The 15,640-nt window shown below is 74.6% G+C and carries 10 protein-coding genes and 2 pseudogenes; 4 read left to right on the top strand and 8 right to left on the bottom strand.

Translation table 11 applies throughout. The features are described from left to right. The first annotated feature begins 161 nt into the window (after nucleotides 1–161). Entirely contained in the window at nucleotides 162–2,348 is a 2,187-nt protein-coding gene (locus LG396_RS04705; protein WP_225793705.1) for a catalase, read from the top strand. Nucleotides 2,349–2,406: 58 nt separating this feature from the next. On the opposite strand, the gene LG396_RS04700 is transcribed toward LG396_RS04705, so the two are convergent. Both LG396_RS04700 and LG396_RS04695 read right to left on the bottom strand, forming a co-directional pair. Beyond that, nucleotides 2,407–3,588, bottom strand: a complete 1,182-nt coding sequence (locus tag LG396_RS04700; protein WP_225793704.1) for an alcohol dehydrogenase catalytic domain-containing protein — start codon at nucleotides 3,586–3,588, stop codon at nucleotides 2,407–2,409. A 53-nt stretch (nucleotides 3,589–3,641) separates the two neighbouring features. After that, nucleotides 3,642–4,016, bottom strand: a complete 375-nt coding sequence (locus LG396_RS04695; protein WP_037744890.1) for a VOC family protein — start codon at nucleotides 4,014–4,016, stop codon at nucleotides 3,642–3,644. Between the two features lie 188 nt (nucleotides 4,017–4,204). On the opposite strand from LG396_RS04695, the gene LG396_RS04690 reads away from it, so the two are divergent. Continuing rightward, nucleotides 4,205–4,729, top strand: a complete 525-nt coding sequence (locus LG396_RS04690) for a GAF domain-containing protein (protein WP_225793703.1) — start codon at nucleotides 4,205–4,207, stop codon at nucleotides 4,727–4,729. 33 nt (nucleotides 4,730–4,762) lie between these two features. Here the strand turns inward: LG396_RS04690 and LG396_RS04685 are convergent, their stop codons facing one another. From LG396_RS04685 to LG396_RS04675, 3 genes are all read right to left on the bottom strand, one after another. Then, nucleotides 4,763–5,980 (bottom strand): serine/threonine-protein kinase, encoded by a 1,218-nt coding sequence (locus tag LG396_RS04685; protein WP_225793702.1) that lies wholly within the window; start codon nucleotides 5,978–5,980, stop codon nucleotides 4,763–4,765. A gap of 100 nt (nucleotides 5,981–6,080) precedes the next feature. After that, nucleotides 6,081–8,429 (bottom strand): molybdopterin oxidoreductase family protein, encoded by a 2,349-nt coding sequence (locus tag LG396_RS04680; protein ID WP_225793701.1) that lies wholly within the window; start codon nucleotides 8,427–8,429, stop codon nucleotides 6,081–6,083. A 146-nt stretch (nucleotides 8,430–8,575) separates the two neighbouring features. Continuing rightward, nucleotides 8,576–9,547 (bottom strand): LLM class F420-dependent oxidoreductase, encoded by a 972-nt coding sequence (locus LG396_RS04675; protein ID WP_225793700.1) that lies wholly within the window; start codon nucleotides 9,545–9,547, stop codon nucleotides 8,576–8,578. Between the two features lie 112 nt (nucleotides 9,548–9,659). On the opposite strand from LG396_RS04675, the gene LG396_RS04670 reads away from it, so the two are divergent. Continuing rightward, nucleotides 9,660–9,983: a plasmid stabilization protein gene (locus LG396_RS04670; protein ID WP_225793699.1), complete on the top strand. Its 324-nt coding sequence runs from the start codon at nucleotides 9,660–9,662 to the stop codon at nucleotides 9,981–9,983. Nucleotides 9,984–10,122: 139 nt separating this feature from the next. Beyond that, nucleotides 10,123–11,942 (top strand): annotated as a pseudogene (locus LG396_RS04665) (thiamine pyrophosphate-requiring protein). A gap of 106 nt (nucleotides 11,943–12,048) precedes the next feature. Here the strand turns inward: LG396_RS04665 and LG396_RS39600 are convergent. The 3 genes and pseudogenes from LG396_RS39600 to LG396_RS04655 form a co-directional block, all read right to left on the bottom strand. Further along, on the bottom strand, nucleotides 12,049–12,903 hold the full coding sequence (locus tag LG396_RS39600) for a short-chain dehydrogenase/reductase (RefSeq protein WP_308190066.1): 855 nt from the start codon (nucleotides 12,901–12,903) through the stop codon (nucleotides 12,049–12,051). Nucleotides 12,904–12,977: 74 nt separating this feature from the next. Next, a pseudogene (locus LG396_RS39915) lies at nucleotides 12,978–14,697 on the bottom strand (phytoene desaturase family protein). Further along, entirely contained in the window at nucleotides 14,690–15,199 is a 510-nt protein-coding gene (locus tag LG396_RS04655; protein ID WP_225793697.1) for an SRPBCC family protein, read from the bottom strand. The pseudogene LG396_RS39915 and the gene LG396_RS04655 overlap by 8 nt, the downstream one beginning before the upstream one ends. Between the last annotated feature and the right edge of the window lie 441 nt (nucleotides 15,200–15,640).

The following is a 15,640-nucleotide window of genomic DNA, read 5'->3' as shown; positions in this document are numbered from 1 at the left end:
CGGCACATCGCACGACCGGACGCCTCACGTGCCTCTGCCGGGGGAACCGATCGGGATGGACTCGTACAAATCATGGAAGTCTGGACCTGACGGCGTTTGGAGCCGCGATACGGGGGCTACCCCGGGCGGTGCCCGAGGTCCGACAGGAACGAGGAACAGCGATGCCGTCCACGAACGACGACGAGCCGACGACGCCCCGCGAGCCCCTCCCGCCCGCCCCCGACCAGGCCGGTCCCGAGATGTACTCGCCCACCGGCGACCCCGTCGCCGCGGACCCCGCGGTGCGGGCGCAGACGGGCGCGTACCTCACCACCGCCCAGGGCCTGCGGCTGCCGGACAGCGACCACTCGCTCAAGGCCGGGCCGCGCGGGCCCGTCCTGCTCCAGGACCACCACCTGCGTGAGAAGATCACGCACTTCGACCACGAGCGCATCCCCGAGCGGGTCGTCCACGCGCGGGGGGCCGCGGCCCACGGCGTCTTCCGCGGCTACGGCACCGCCACCCCGGTGTCCAAGGCCGCCTTCCTCGCCGAGGGCGCCGAGACCCCCGTCTTCGTACGGTTCTCCACCGTCCTCGGCTCCCGCGGCTCCGCCGACACCGTGCGCGACACCCGCGGCTTCGCGACGAAGTTCTACACCCCCGAGGGGACGTTCGACCTCGTCGGCAACAACATCCCGGTCTTCTTCATCCAGGACGCCATCAAGTTCCCGGACGTCATCCACGCCGGCAAGCCGCACCCCGACCGGGAGATCCCGCAGGCGCAGAGCGCCCACGACACCTTCTGGGACTTCGTCTCCCTGCACACGGAGGCCACCCACCACACCATCTGGAACATGTCCGACCGCGGCATCCCGCGGTCGTACCGGATGATGGAGGGCTTCGGCATCCACACCTTCCGGCTGGTCGCCGCGGACGGCGGCACCACGCTGGTGAAGTGGCACTGGAAGCCGAAGGCCGGCGTGCACTCCCTGCTGTGGGAGGAGGCCCAGCTCCTCGGCGGCATGGACCCCGACTTCCACCGCCGCGACCTGGCCGACGCCATCGAGGCCGGCGCGTACCCCGAATGGGAACTGGGCATCCAGACCTTCCCCGACACCCCCGAGCAGACCTTCGAGGGCATCGACCTGCTCGACCCGACCAAGATCGTGCCGGAGGAGCTGGCGCCCGTGCAGCCCGTCGGGCTGATGCGGCTGACCGCCAACCCGGTGAACTACTTCGCCGAGACCGAGCAGGTCGCCTTCCACCCCGGGCACCTGGTCCCCGGCATCGACATCACCGACGACCCGCTGCTGGCCGGCCGGCTCTTCTCGTACCTCGACACCCAGATCAGCCGGCTGGGCGGGCCCAACTTCGCGCAGCTGCCGGTCAACCGCACGCACGCGCCGGTGAACGACATGCAGCGCGACGCCGTGCACCAGACCGCCGTGCACTCCGGCATCGCGCCCTACCGCCCCAACTCCCTCGACGGCGGCTGCCCGTTCCAGGCCGCCACGGACCGGGGGTACGTGGAGGTACCGCTGCCGGTCGCGGGCGCGAAGGTGCGCGAGGCGCCCGCGTCGTTCGCCGACCACACCAGCCACGCCCGGCGGTTCTGGCTCAGCCTCACGCCACCGGAGCGGGAGCACGTGATCGGCGCGTACACCTTCGAGTTGAGCAAGTGCGCCGAGGAAGCCATCCGGGAGCGCAACCTGCGCGTCCTCGCGGAGGTCGACCCGGAGCTCTGCGCCCAGGTCGCCGCCGGACTCGGGCTGCCCGCACCCGAGCCGGCCGCGCCGCCGGCGAAGGTGAGGCCCTCCCCGGCGCTCGCCCAGATCGGCCGCCGCTGGCCGGTGACGGGCCGCGTCGTCGGCGTGGTCGCGGACGAGAGCACCGATCTGGACTCCGTACGGGCGGTGCGTGCCGCGGCTCTCGACGCCGGCATGGTGCCGCTGGTGGTCGCGCCGCGCGCCGGCCGGCTGACGGGCGGCGGCGAGCCCGTCGAGGTGCAGCGGACGTTCGCCAACGCCCGGTCCGTCGAGTTCGACGCGGTGCTGCTGGCGGGCACCCCGCGGCGCGGCGACGACGCCTACGGCGCCCGGGACGCCAAGGCCGGGCAGGACCCGGCGGGCCCGGACACCGACCCGCGGCTGGCCCAGCTCCTCGCCGAGGCGTACCGGCACGCCAAGCCGCTCGGCGGCTGGGCGGACAGCACCCGGGCGCTCGACGCGGCCGGCTGCCCGCCGGACGCGCCCGGGGTCGTGGTCGCCGACGACCCGCAGGCGGTGCTCGGCGACATCGCCGAGCTGCTGACGCGGCACCGGGTGTGGGACAGGTTCCCGCCCGGCACCCCGGCCACCCGGCACGGGTGAGTACGCGTCCGCGCTCCCGCCCGGAGAACGGGAGCGCGGACGCCGGCTGCGCGGCGGCTCAGGGTTCGAGCACGACCTTCACCGCTCCGTCCGCCTTCTTCTGGAACATCTCGTACGCCTCGGGAGTCCGCTCCAGCGGCAGGTGGTGGGTGGCGAACGAGTCGACGCCGAGGACGTCCTCGCCCTCCAGCAGCGGCAGGATGTCCGGCACCCAGCGGCGGACATTGGCCTGGCCGAAGCGGAGCTGGAGCTGCTTGTCGAAAATCGTCAGCAGCGGCATCGGGTCGACCGCGCCGCCGTACACGCCGATCACCGAGACCGTGCCGCCGCGGCGCACCATGTCCAGGGCCGTGTAGAGGGCGGACATCCGGTCCACGCCCGCCTTGCCGGCCGCCTGTTCCGCCAGCCTGCCGGGCAGCAGCCCGCCGATGGTCTGCATCAGCTTGCCCACGGGGCTGCCGTGCGCCTCCGCGCCGACCGCGTCGATGACGGCGTCGGGGCCGCGCCCCTCGGTCCGGTCGCGGACGGCGGCGGCCACGTCATTCTCGGCCCGCAGGTCGACCGTCTCGGCGCCGCGCTCGCGGACGCGCCGCAGCCGCTCGTCGACGAGGTCCACGCCGATGACCTGTCCGGCGCCCCGGTGCAGCGCGATACGGCAGCACATGTCGCCGATCGGGCCGAGGCCGATGACCGCGACGCTGCCGCCCTCGGGGATGCCGGCGTACGCCACGGCCTGCCACGCGGTGGGCAGCACGTCGGACAGGAACAGATAGCGGTCGTCCGCCGGTCCCTCGGGCACCTTCACGGGGCCGTAGTGCGCCTGCGGCACCCGCAGGTACTCGGCCTGCGCCCCGGGGACGGCGCCGTAGAGCTTGGTGTAGCCGAAGAGCCGGGCACCCATGCCGTGCTCGCGCACCTGGGTCGTCTCGCACTGGGTCTGCAGCCCCTCCCGGCACATGCGGCAGTCGCCGCAGGCGATCTGGAAGGGCACGACGACGCGGTCGCCGGGCGCGAGGTTCGCGACCTCGCCGCCGACCTCCTCGACCACGCCCATCGGCTCGTGCCCCAGGATGTCCCCGGGGGTCATGAACGGGGCGAGGATCTCGTAGAGGTGCAGGTCGGAGCCGCACAGTCCGGACGAGGTGATCCGTACCACCGCGTCGGTGGGGTGCTTCAGCGACGGATCGGGCACCTCCTCGACGCGTACGTCCCGCTTGCCGTGCCATACCGCGGCCTTCATCGACTCACCTCCGGGGTCGGTGCCCGTGCCTCGCCCGGGTACCCGCCCGGCGCTCACGACCCGTAGACGAAGCAGAACGGGTGGCCCGCCGGGTCCGCGTACACGCGGAACTCCCGCCTGCCCCCGTCGTCGTCCGTGTCCAGCGGCCGGGCGCCCAGCGCCAGGGCCTCGCGCTCCGCCGCCTCGACGTCGGTGACCCGCAGGTCGAGGTGGAGCTGCTGCGAGTTGTCGTCGGCCCGCGGCCAGTCCGGCGGGCGCAGGCCGGGGGCGCGCTGGAAGGCGAGCCGGGTGCCGTCCGGCGCGAAGAGGTCGTACCAGTCGTCGCTGTACGCCTTCACCTCGCCCCCGAGCAGCCCGCGGTAGAACTCGGCCAGCCTGCGCGGCTCCGGGCAGTCCACCGCGACCAGGCAGAACGTGGCGACGGGCATGACGGCCTCCTCGATGTCGGCTCCTCGGTGTCGGCGTGACACACGCCGAGTGCCCCGCTCGGCGCACGCCAACCCCCCGCGGCCGGGCGGGCCCGCGTCCGGTGGAAAAGCGGGGTGACTGAATGCCGTATCGCGGGTACTTGTGCCGTGACCAGCAGCACACATCGTCTCCGTATCGAGTGAGAGGGATGGACGACCGTTTCACCGTCAGGCAATCGGTCTTCGACACCGCCCTCGGCGGCGGACCGGGCGGGCTGCCCGGCCGGCTGTGCCGGCTGCTCCGCCGCGACCTCGGCATGGACGCCGTGACGATCTCGCTGCTCGGCCGGGGCCCGCACCAGCACGTGTGCTACGCCTCCGACGTCGCGGCGCTGGGCCTGGAGGCGCTGCAGTTCGCGCTGGACGAGGGACCGTCCGTACGCGCGGCCGCCCTGGGCCGCCCCGTCGTCGTCCCCGACCTGCGCGGCCACCGCTGGCGCCGGCCGGCGTTCCGGCCGCTGACGCGGACGCCGCCGCCGGAGACCGGCGCGCTGTACGCCTTCCCGCTGCGGTTCCGCGGCCGGGTCCTGGGAGCGGTCGGCCTGATCAGGAACACGCCCGGCGCCCTGTCGGAGGAGGAGTACGAGCGGTGCGCCACCGCGGCCGGCGCCGTGGCCGTCGTACTGCTGGACGACTACCGCCGCCTGGACGGCAACTCCCCGCCGTCCCCCTGAACCCGCCGGCCGTCCCCTGAGGACGCCGCGTCGCTAGGCGAGCAGCACCGCGTTCCACACCACCCAGACCGCGGTCAGCGGGAGGAAGACGGGGAAGAAGAGTCCGGCCATCCCCCGGAAGGGCGGCCCGCCCGGTTGCTTCCACCGGAAGAACACCGCCGCCAGCCCGAAGAACGCCGCGACCAGGGCGGCGGTGGCCACGCTGATGGGGTAGGCGCCCTCCCAGCCGCCCTCGGTGCTGAACATGTAGCAGCCGAACACGATCAGGGCGATCCCGGCGAGCAGGAACCAGCTCCCCGTGATCACCCGCCCGGCACGCGCAAGGCTGGTCACGGGCTCGGGCAGCACCGCCGTGGGGGCAGGGGGCCCGGCCGATGCGCCGCGTCCCCGCTGGGGCGGCCCGGGCGCCGGCGCCGTGGCCGTGGGTACGGCGGCGCGGAGCACCGCCAGGGTGCTGTCCACGCTCGGGCGGTCCTCGGGCTTCTTGGCCAGCAGGGCGGTGACGAGCGAGGCGAGGACGGGGCCGGCGTGGCGCATCGGCGGCGGATCGTGGAGGGCCACGGCGGCGAGGGTGGCCGTGGGCGTCTCCCGGCGGAACGGGGACGTGCCCTCGATCGCCTCGTACAGGGTGACTCCGAGGGAGAACAGGTCGCCGGCGGCCTGGTCCTGAAGGCCGTTGAGGCGCTCGGGGGCCATGTACTCGACGGAGCCGATGACTCCGCCCGTGGTGGTGAGGCGGGTGTCGGTCTCGTGCACGGCGATGCCGAAGTCGGCGAGGAGGATCTGGTCGTCGTCGGTGAGCATCACGTTCGCGGGCTTCAGGTCGCGGTGCACGATCCCGGCCGCGTGGGCGGCCTTCAGCGCCTTGAGGAGGGCGACGGCCGTCTCGGTCACGAGCGGCTCGGGCAGCCGCCCGTCCGCGCGCAGCCGCTCCTCCAGGGAGCGCCCGTCGACCAGGCGCATCACGATCCAGGGCGCGCCGTCCTCGACCACCACGTCGTGGACCGCGACGACATGCGGATGGTCGCGCAGGCGGGCCGCGTTGCGGGCCTCACGGGCGGCGCGGACCACCCGCTCCTGGTGCTCCCCCGCCGAGCCCCCCTGTTGCGGCAGCCACACCTCCTTGACCGCGACCTCCACGCCCAGCGCCTCGTCGTGCGCCTTCCACACCCGCCCGAACCCGCCGACGCCGAGTTCTCCGACAAGCCGGTAGCGCCCCCCGACGATCCGCTCCGGCCGTGTCTCCTCCACCGACGTCCCCCGCTCTCAGCCCGTTTCCCTGCCCGTGATGGTCGGCCGTAGCGTACTCAGTCACCCACAGGGGCGCCACGTGCGAAGACACCGCGCCGGTTCACGTCCCGGCCCCGGCCACGGGTGCGGCCCGGGGGCCGGCCTTGTCGACGCGGACCGCGGCGGTCTTGAACAGGGGCTGTTTGGAGACGGGGTCCCAGGCGGTGCGGGTGAGTTCGTTGGCGGCGCGGGTGCGGCGGTGCGGGGTGGGCAGGTCGAAGTAGCCGTAGTGGAAGGGTACGAAGACGGTGCCGGGGCGGCTGCCCGTGAGCAGGGCCGGGGCCACGACCTCGCCGCGGCGGGACGTGACGCGGACGAGGTCGCCGTCGCGAATGCCCCGGGCCCGGGCGTCGTCGGGGCACAGCTCGACCCACACCTCCGGTGCCGCCGCGTCGAGTTCGGGGACGCGGGCGGTCTTGGTGCGGGTGTGCCAGTGGTGGACCCGGCGGCCGGTGGTCAGGTGCAGCGGGTAGTCGTCGTCGACCGGCTCCTCCGGCGGCTCGTAGGCCGCGGCCTTGAGGAAGGCGCGGCCGCCGGGGTCGTGGGCGGCGTATTCGGCGGGCCCGTGCTGCTCGCCGGTGGCCAGGTCGTGGCCGTAGTCCTCGCAGACGCCGGCCCGGGTGGGGAAGCGGTGGTCGGCGTACAGGCGCTCGGTGCCGTCCGGGGCCGCACCGGTCACCGGCCACTGGATGCCGTCGGCATCGCGGAGCCGCTCGTACGTCAGCGCGCTCTGGTCGCACGGCCGGCCGGCGGTCAGTGCGGTGAACGCCCGCCAGGCTTCCTCGGGTTCGGTCCAGGGCGGCAGCGGGCGCCCGTCGCGGTCGCGGAGGTCCATGCGGCGGGCGTAGTCGAGGAGGATGGCGAAGTCGGAGCGGGCCTGCCCGGGCGGGTCGACGGCCTGCGTCGAGAGGTGCACGGTGCGGTCGGCGTTGGTGTGGCAGCCGGTCTTCTCCCCCCACAGGGCGGCGGGCAGGACGACGTCGGCGAGTTCGGTGGTCTCGGTGCGGAAGGCGTCGGAGACGACGAGGAAGAGCCGGTCCTGCCCGTACACGGCCCGGATGCGGTGCAGGTCCGGCAGGGAGACCGCCGGGTTGGTGCCGGTCACCCACAGGAACCTGACCTCCCCCTCCTCACAGCGGCGGAAGATGTCCATCGCGTGGGTGGGCGGCGCGTGGTGGGGGATCTTCTCCACGTCGAGGTTCCAGGCTTCGGCGATGCGGCGCACGTGTGCCTCGTTCTGCCAGTTCATGAAGGCCGGCAGGGTGCCGTCGGCGCCGGTCTCGCGGGTGTTCTCCGCGGTGGGCTGGCCGTTCATCTGGAAGACCGTGCAGCCGGGCCGGCCGATCATGCCGCGCAGCAGGTGGATGTTGTTGACCTGGACGGCGGCGGCGGTGGCCTGGTGGGACTGGTAGACGCCCTGCAGCACGGTGGAGACCAGCCGCCGGCCGGTGCCGAGGATCCCGGCGGCCTCGCGGATCAGTGCCGCGTCCACCCCGCAGATGCCGGCCGCCCGCTCGGGCGGGCAGTCCGCGACGACCGTGCGCAGCGCGTCGTAGCCGACGGTGTGGGAGGCGAGGAAGTCCTCGTCCGTCCAGCCGTTCGCGATCAGTTCGTGGAGCAGCGCGTTCAGCAGCGCGACGTTGGTGCCGGGGCGCAGCGCGAGGTGGACGTCGGCCTCGCGGGCCGTCGGGGTGGCGCGCGGGTCGGCCACCACCAGGCGGGGTGCGTCCGGGCCGCGCCGCCGGTCGAGCATCCTCGACCACAGGACGGTCTGCGTCTCGGCCGCGTTGTGGCCGACGAGGAAGAGGGTGTCGCACAGGTCGACGTCCCGGTACGAGCCGGGGTTGCCGTCGCAGCCGAAGCTCTCGATGAGCGCCCATTCCGCGGTCGCGGTGCACAGCCGGGTGTTGCCGTCCAGGTGCGGGGTGCCGATGCCGCCGCGGGCGATGACGGCCTGCGTGTAGTACTCCTCGGCGAAGAGCTGGCCGGAGGTGTAGAACGCGAGCCCGCGGGGACCGTGGTCGGCGAGTACCCGGGCGGAGCGGGCGGCCACGGCGGCCATGGCGGTGTCCCAGTCGGTGGGCCGCAGTTCGCCGTCGCTCTGGCGGACGAGGGGGTCGGTCAGCCGGTCGGGGGCGTGGTTCGCCTGCCAGCCGTACAGGCTCTTGGGACCGAGCCGGCCGTGGTTGATCCGGTCCCCGGCACGGCCCCGTACGCCCACGATCCGGCCGCCGGTGACGGCCACGTCCATGCCGCACCCGTTGGAGCACAGCACACATGCGGAGGGCACCCAGTGCTCCACCCGGTCCTCGCCGACCGTCAGGAACCGGTCCACCCGCTCCGGCCACCTCACGCCGGCGGCGTACGGAGTACGCACGCCCCACACGTCTTCGATCCTGCTGCCCGCCATGACGCCTCCCTGCCCTGTCCGTCCCGCCGGTCCACGGGGACACCGCCGACCTTCGCCGGCACCACGGGTACCTCGGCCCCCGCTCAGCACACGCCGGTGGACCGCGCCGGCCGCGTGCCGCGGCCGGGGGCGCGGCCCGGGTCCCGTCAGCCGAACTCCTCGCGGAGCGCCGGCAGGAGCGTCTTCGACGCCCAGCGCAGGTACGCCGGCTGCGCCTCGCCGCCGATCTGGACGAGCGCCACCTCCGTGAAGCCGGCCTCCACGTAGGGCCGGACGGCCTCGACGAACACCGCCGGGTCGGCGCCGCACGGGATGGACGCGGCGACGTCGTCGCGGGTGACGAACTGGGTGGCGCCGGCGAACGAGTCGGGGTGGGGGAGTTCCGCGTTCACCTTCCAGCCGCTGCCGAACCAGCGGAACTGGTCGTGCGCGCGCTCCACCGCCGCCTCGCGGTCCGGGTCGTAGCTGACGGGCAACTGCCCGACGCGCGGCTTGCCCGCACCGCCGTGCCGGTCGAAGGACTCCAGCAGCGCGGCCCTGGGCTCCGTGGCGATGACGAGGTCGGCGAGCCGTCCGGCCAGCGCGCAGGACTGCTCGCCCGAGACCGCGATGCCGATCTGCGGGGGCCGGTCGGGCAGGTCCCACAGGCGCGCGGAGTCGACGGAGAAGTGCTTGCCGTACCGGGTGACGTGGCCGCCGCCGAAGAGGTCGCGGATGATGCCGACCGCCTCCTCGAGCATCTCGTGCCGGACGTCCGCGCTCGGCCAGCCGCGGCCCACGACGTGCTCGTTGAGGTTCTCCCCCGCACCAAGCCCGAGCCGGAAGCGGCCCTGGGCGAGCAGGTGCAGCGTCGCCGCCTTCTGCGCCACGACCGCGGGGTGGTAGCGCATGAGGGGGCAGGTCACGTAGGTCATGAGGGGGATACGCGAGGTCGCGTACGCGGCGGCGCCGAGGACGCTCCAGGCGTACGGGCTGTGCCCCTGGGAGCGCAGCCACGGAAAGTAGTGGTCGGAGGTGACCGAGAAGTCGAACCCCGCTTCCTCGGCGCCGACCACGTGCTCGACCAGTTCCCTCGGTCCCGCCTGCTCGGTCATCATCGTGTATCCGATTTGCACCATGGAGTCCAGTTTCCTCGGTAGCCGCGGGGAGGGCATCTCCGGCCCGTTTGACGCCGCCCCGGGCGTGGCACCCGGAAGTGTGATCCGACCGTACGAGCCGCGAGGAGGCACCATGCCGAGCGGATCCAGCCGCAAACGGGAACGCCGGTACGGGCACATCAAGGACAGCGCGCAGAAGCGCGGCACCGGCACCGGGCGGGCGAAGGAGATCGCCGCCCGTACGGTGAACAAGGAGCGGGCCCGCACCGGCGAGGCGCGCACCGCGAGCCGTACCTCCACCCGGGACATCTCCTCCGGCAGGCGGGGCGGCCTGCGCTCCCACTCCGGCGCCGGCGGCCCCACGTACGACCAGCTCTACGCGGAGGCCAGGCGCCGCAACATCCGCGGCCGCTCGTCCATGAACAAGGCCCAGCTCAAGCGCAAGCTCGGGCACTGAGAGCCGCGGCGGGGGCCCGGCCGTCACCCGCACGGCCGAGTACCGGCGTCCGGCCGCGCATCGCGCCCCTGCCCGCCCGTCGCGGGCGCGCAGCCGAGGGCGGCCGCCGGCCCCTCCCGCACGACCGAAAGGCGGCAGCATGTCGACCAGAGTCTCCGACCACATCCTCGAACGGCTGCGCGCGTGGCAGGTCGAGCACGTCTTCGCCTATCCCGGTGACGGCATCAACGACCTCCTCGCCGCCTGGGGCCGGGCCGGCAACGACCCGCGGTTCATCCAGGCACGGCACGAGGAGATGTCCGCCTTCCAGGCCGTCGGCTACGCCAAGTTCTCCGGCCGGGTCGGCGTGTGCGCGGCCACCTCGGGTCCCGGCGCGATCCACCTCCTCAACGGCCTGTACGACGCCAAGCTCGACCACGTGCCCGTCGTCGCCCTCGTCGGCCAGACCGACCGCAGCGCCATGGGCGGCTCCTACCAGCAGGAGGTCGACCTCCTCAGCCTCTACAAGGACGTCGCCTCCGACTTCTGCGAGATGGTCACCGTCCCGGAGCAACTGCCCAACGTCCTCGACCGGGCCATGCGCACCGCCATCGCCCGCCGCACGGTGACCGCCCTCATCATCCCCGCCGACGTGCAGGAGCTCGCATACTCCGCGCCCGGGCACGCGTTCAAGATGGTGCCCTCCAGCCTGGACATGTCGCACTACGCGCCGGTCCCGGCCGAGGACGACATCGTGCGTGCCGCGGACCTGCTGAACGCCGGCGAGAAGGTCGCCGTCCTCGTCGGCCAGGGCGCGCGCGGCGCCCGGCGGGAGGTCATGGAGGTCGCGGACCGGTTGGGGGCCGGCGTGGCCAAGGCGCTCCTCGGCAAGGACGTACTCGACGACGAACTCCCCTACGTCACCGGTGCGATCGGCCTGCTGGGCACGCGGCCCTCGTACGAGCTGATGCAGGACTGCGACACCCTGCTGGTCATCGGCTCCAGCTTTCCCTACACCCAGTTCCTCCCCGAGTTCGGCCAGGCGCGCGCGGTGCAGATCGACGTCGACCCGCACATGGTCGGCCTGCGCTATCCGTTCGAGGTCAACCTCGTCGGCGACGCGCGCGCGACGCTGCAACGGCTCCGCCGCAGCTGCGGCCGGCCGGGGACGGCGGCTGGCGTACTGACATCGAGCGGAAGAACGCGCGCTGGTGGGAGGTCATGGAACGGCGCGCCGCGGTCGAGGCCGACCCGGTCAACCCCGAGTACGTGGTGCACTGCCTGAACGGCCTGCTGCCGGACGACGTCATCCTCACCGCCGACTCCGGCTCCGCCGCCAACTGGTACGCCCGCCACCTGCGGCTGCGCGACGGCATGCGCGGATCGCTGTCCGGCACGCTGGCCACCATGGGCCCGGGCGTCCCCTACGCGATCGGGGCGAAGTTCGCCCACGGCGACCGCCCCGCGATCGCCCTGGTCGGCGACGGCGCGATGCAGATGAACGGCCTCGCCGAGCTGATCACGATCCAGAAGTACCAGCAGGACTGGGAGGACCCCCGGCTCATCGTGGCGGTGTTCAACAACCAGGACCTCAACCAGGTCACCTGGGAGATGCGCGCCATGAACGGCGCGCCCCAGTTCCTGCCCTCCCAGTCGCTGCCGGACGTCGGGTACGCGGACTTCGCCCGCTCCCTCGGCCTGGGCGGCGTGCGGGTGGAGAAGCCGGAGCAGGTGCAGGACGCCTGGGAGACGGCGCTGTCCGCCGACCGGCCCTACGTCCTCGACTTCCGCACCGACCCGGCCGTGCCCCCCATCCCGCCGCATGCCTCCCTCGACCAGATCGAGGCGGCCGCGGCCTCCGTGCTCAAGGGCGACAGCGACCGCGCCGCCATGGTCCGCCAGGGCGTCAAGTCCAAGGTCCAGGAGATGCTCCCCGGCGGCGGCCGCCGCGAGAACCGGGATGCCGACGGGGAGCGGTGACGCGCAGGAGCCTTGCGCTCGGGTGAGCCGCACTCCGGAGGAACCGGCCCGGGCCCCGCCCCCCACCGGCGGGCGTCCTTGGCCGGGGCTCGGGAACGGAGGGGGGTCATCGGGCGGGCGGCGGGTCGGCTGCGCCGCCGGGGCCCAGCGGGCCCGTCTGCCCGATCGTCCTCTCCCCCGTGTCGCCGAAGCGGAGCCGCGCCCGGCGCGCGACCAGGGGCGGCCATGCGACCCGCCCGGCCTGGATGACGCGTACCCACGGGGGAACGTAGACGGCGGCACGGCGGTCCTCGACCGCCCGCGCGAGGCGGGTGGCGGCCTTGTGGGCGGCGGAGACGTGGCGGGCGGGGGGCGGGAGGAGGGTGCGTACCTCACGCAGGGCGGGCACCTGGTCCGGCTGGTCGATCATGTCCGTGCCGATCCAGTGGAGGTAGGCGATGCCCACCGCCATCCCGCGGTGCGCCGTCTCGGCGCGCAGGGCGTGCGCGAACGCCTCGGCACCTGCCTTGGCGGCGCAGTAGGCACTCATCAGGGGCATGCCCGTGAGGGCGGCGGTCGACGCGATCTGCAGGAAGTAGCCGCGGGTGAGCAGCAGATCCTGCTGGAACACGGCCGCCGTGTGTGCGCTGCCGGTGAGGTTCACGTCGACGACGCGGCGCCACGATCCGAGGTCCGCCGTCTCGAAGGGCCCGGCCTGCGCGATGCCCGCGTTGGCGACCACGACCGACGCCCGGCCCAGCCGGCCCCGTACCGCCCGCGCCGCGTCCCGCAGCGCGTCCGCGTCCGTGACGTCCGCTTCGAGGGCGAGCGACGGCGTCGGCAGGGTGTTCGCGACCGCTTCCAGCGCCGCGCCCTCGTGGCCGATGAGGGCGATACGGGCGCCGCGGCCGGCCAGTTCCCGGGCCAGGGCCGCGCCCACGCCGCGGGCCGCCCCGGTGATCACGACGGTGCGGCCGGCCAGCGGACTCCGCCCACGCGGCCCGCCCGTCCTGCCCGTCCTGCCCGTCCTGCCCGTCCTGCCCGCGGCTGTCGGCCTCACCGTTGCCTCCTCGTCGCCGCGGTGCCCGCCGCCCGCGCCGGGCGCCCTTTGCTCCCCGTACGGTCGCGGCCTGTGAGGAAGCGCTGGACGGCCGTCAGCGCCGCCGGCGTCCGGCGCCGCAGCGCGGCCCGCGCGGCGCCGGACGGCCGTCAGCGCCGCCGGCGTCCGGCGCCGCAGCGCGGCCCGCGCGGCGTTGGCGCCCGGGGCGCCGTGGACGCCGCCGCCGGGGTGGGCGCCCGCGGAGGCGAGGAACAGGCCGGGCACGGGGGTCTCCGGGCGGCCGGCGCCCGGGCCCGGCCTGAAGAAGAGCTGCTGGTGCATGGACGCCGTGCCGCCGTTGATCGCGCCGCCGTGCAGGTTGCGGTCGAGCGACTGGAGCGTCGGCGGCGCCAGGACGCGGCGGGCCCGTACGAGGGCGCGGAAGCCCGGCGCAAAGCGCTCGACCTGCCGCTCGACGCGGTCGGCCATGACGTCCTGTTCACGCCCGCTCCAGGTGCCGCGGAGCCCTTCGTCGCCCGCATCGGACCGGATGCGCTGCGGAAGGTGGGTGTACGCCCAGGCGGACTCGGTGCCGGCGGGGGAACGGGTGGCGTCCGAGGTGGTCATCTGGCCGAAGAGCAGGAAGGGCCGGTCGGGCACCCGGTCCATGGCGAGCTGGGCGGCGAACCGCGTCAGCTCGTCCACGCCGTCGGCCAGGTGCACGGTGCCGGCGCCCACCGCGCCCGCGCACTGCCAGGGCACCGGCCCGTCGAGGGCCCAGTCCACCTTGAACGTGCCGAAGTCCCACTGGAAGCGGCGTACGTCCGCGAGGAGTTGGGCGGGCAGGTGCTCGGCCGCGACCAGCCCGCCGTACAGCGCGGGCGCCGACACGTCGGCGAGCACGGCGCGGGCCGCCCCCACGGACCCGCCGTCCGCGGTACGCACCCCGACCGCCCGCCCGCCGCGGACCACGACCTCCGTCACGCGCCGGCCGCACAGCACCCTGCCGCCCCGCGCGGCGAGCCGCGCGACCAGCGCGCGGGCAAGCTCGCCGGAGCCGCCGACCGGGACGGGGAAGCCGTACGACTGGCCCAGCATCGCCATCAGCCAGCCGAACCCGCCGCTGCCCGCGGCCTCGGGCGGGAGGTCGGCGTGCAGCGCGTTGCCCGCCAGCAGGATCCGCCCGCCCTCGCCGCCGAACTCCTCCTCCCCGAGCCGCCGCACGGGCAGCGCCAGCGTGCGGGCCAGGCGCAGCGCGCCCGCCGCACGGAGCCGGCCGGCCAGCCGCGCCGTCGCCCGGACGGGCGGGAAGGGGGTGAACAGCGCCTCCAGGACATCGGGGCGGACGCCCTCCCACAGGTCGTACAGGCGCCGCCACGCGGCGCCGTCGCCGGGGGCGAACGCGTCGAGCGAGTCGGCGGTGGTCCCGGGACTCCGGCCGAGCACGGCGCACCGGCCGTCGGTGAGGGGGTGGGCCACCACGCCGGGCGCGTGGCTCCAGCGCAGCCCGTACTCCTCCAGCCCGAGCCGGGCGAGGACCGGGGAGGCGGCGGCCAGCGGGTAGAAGGAGCTGAACACGTCGCTGACGAAGTCGGGGTGCACGCCCCGGTCGTGGCGCACCGCCCCGCCGGGCACCGGCTGCTCCTCCAGCACGGTCACGCTCCAGCCGGCGTCCGCCAGGACGTTGGCCGCCACCAGCCCGTTGGGGCCAGCTCCGACCACGACCGCGTCAGACACGGGTCCCCGGCTCCCCGCTCCCCCGCGCGGCGCCGGAGGCCGCCTCGCGCGACGCGGCGGGCCCGGCCCCGGCCTCGGACTCGCAGATGCGGGCCAGGCGGGCGAGCATCGTACGGTGCCGCAGCTGGATCAGCATCTCGGCACCCGCGTTGTGCAGCGCTCCGGCCGTGCCGCGCAGCGGGTGCTCGTCCACCGTCACCAGCGTGTACTCGCCCCACGGGTGGACCTCCAGCGCGATGCGGGCCGTGCCCAGCGCACCGGCGTGCGCCTCCAGCTCCAGCACGGAGCCCGCAACGAGGCGGCGGACGACGGTCTCGTTGGCGAGCCGCAGCGGCCCGAGCCGCACCTCGTACCCGATCGCCGCGCCGACCGCGGGCCACCGGCCGCGTACGGGCTCGGACGACGCCGTCCCCACCACCCACTCGGCATACCGGCGGCCGTCGGCGAGAACCGCCCAGACCTCCTCCGGGCCCGCCTTGATCAGTCGATGCCGCCGTGCCATACCGTCCTCCCGGTGCTCCGCCACGGCCCGCGCCGGGCCTGCCGTCACCTCCGGGTTCCCCGATCCGCGCGACTCAACATCCCCCGCGGTGGCGGGCCGCCCGGAGAGGCTTCGCCGCGGGCGGAACCGGCCGGTAACCGGGCAGCGCACTACGGCTCCTCCCCGGGGCGCGGGGCGTCGGCGGGGCCGTCGACCTCCTCGATGAGGCCGCCCAGCGGGCCGAGATCGAGCCCGAGGTCGCTGCGCGGGACGCCGTGCTGCTCTCCGTGTGACCCCCTGCCCGGCGGTCAAACCTCCATGCACGTGGCCGAATCCGGTGGATCCGGTCAGCGGCCGCCCCTGCCCCTGACGCGGGAACGGGTGTCTGGACCGCCTCCCGCCGGGTACCGGGACAGTCCCGCTCGACGGCACCGGGCCGTCGTGCCCGTGGACGAAGGAGAA

Source organism: Streptomyces aculeolatus, assembly GCF_020400605.1.
Lineage (GTDB): Bacteria > Actinomycetota > Actinomycetes > Streptomycetales > Streptomycetaceae > Streptomyces > Streptomyces aculeolatus.
Note: the sequence above shows the minus strand (reverse complement) of the source record. Positions and strands in the feature narration are given on the sequence as shown.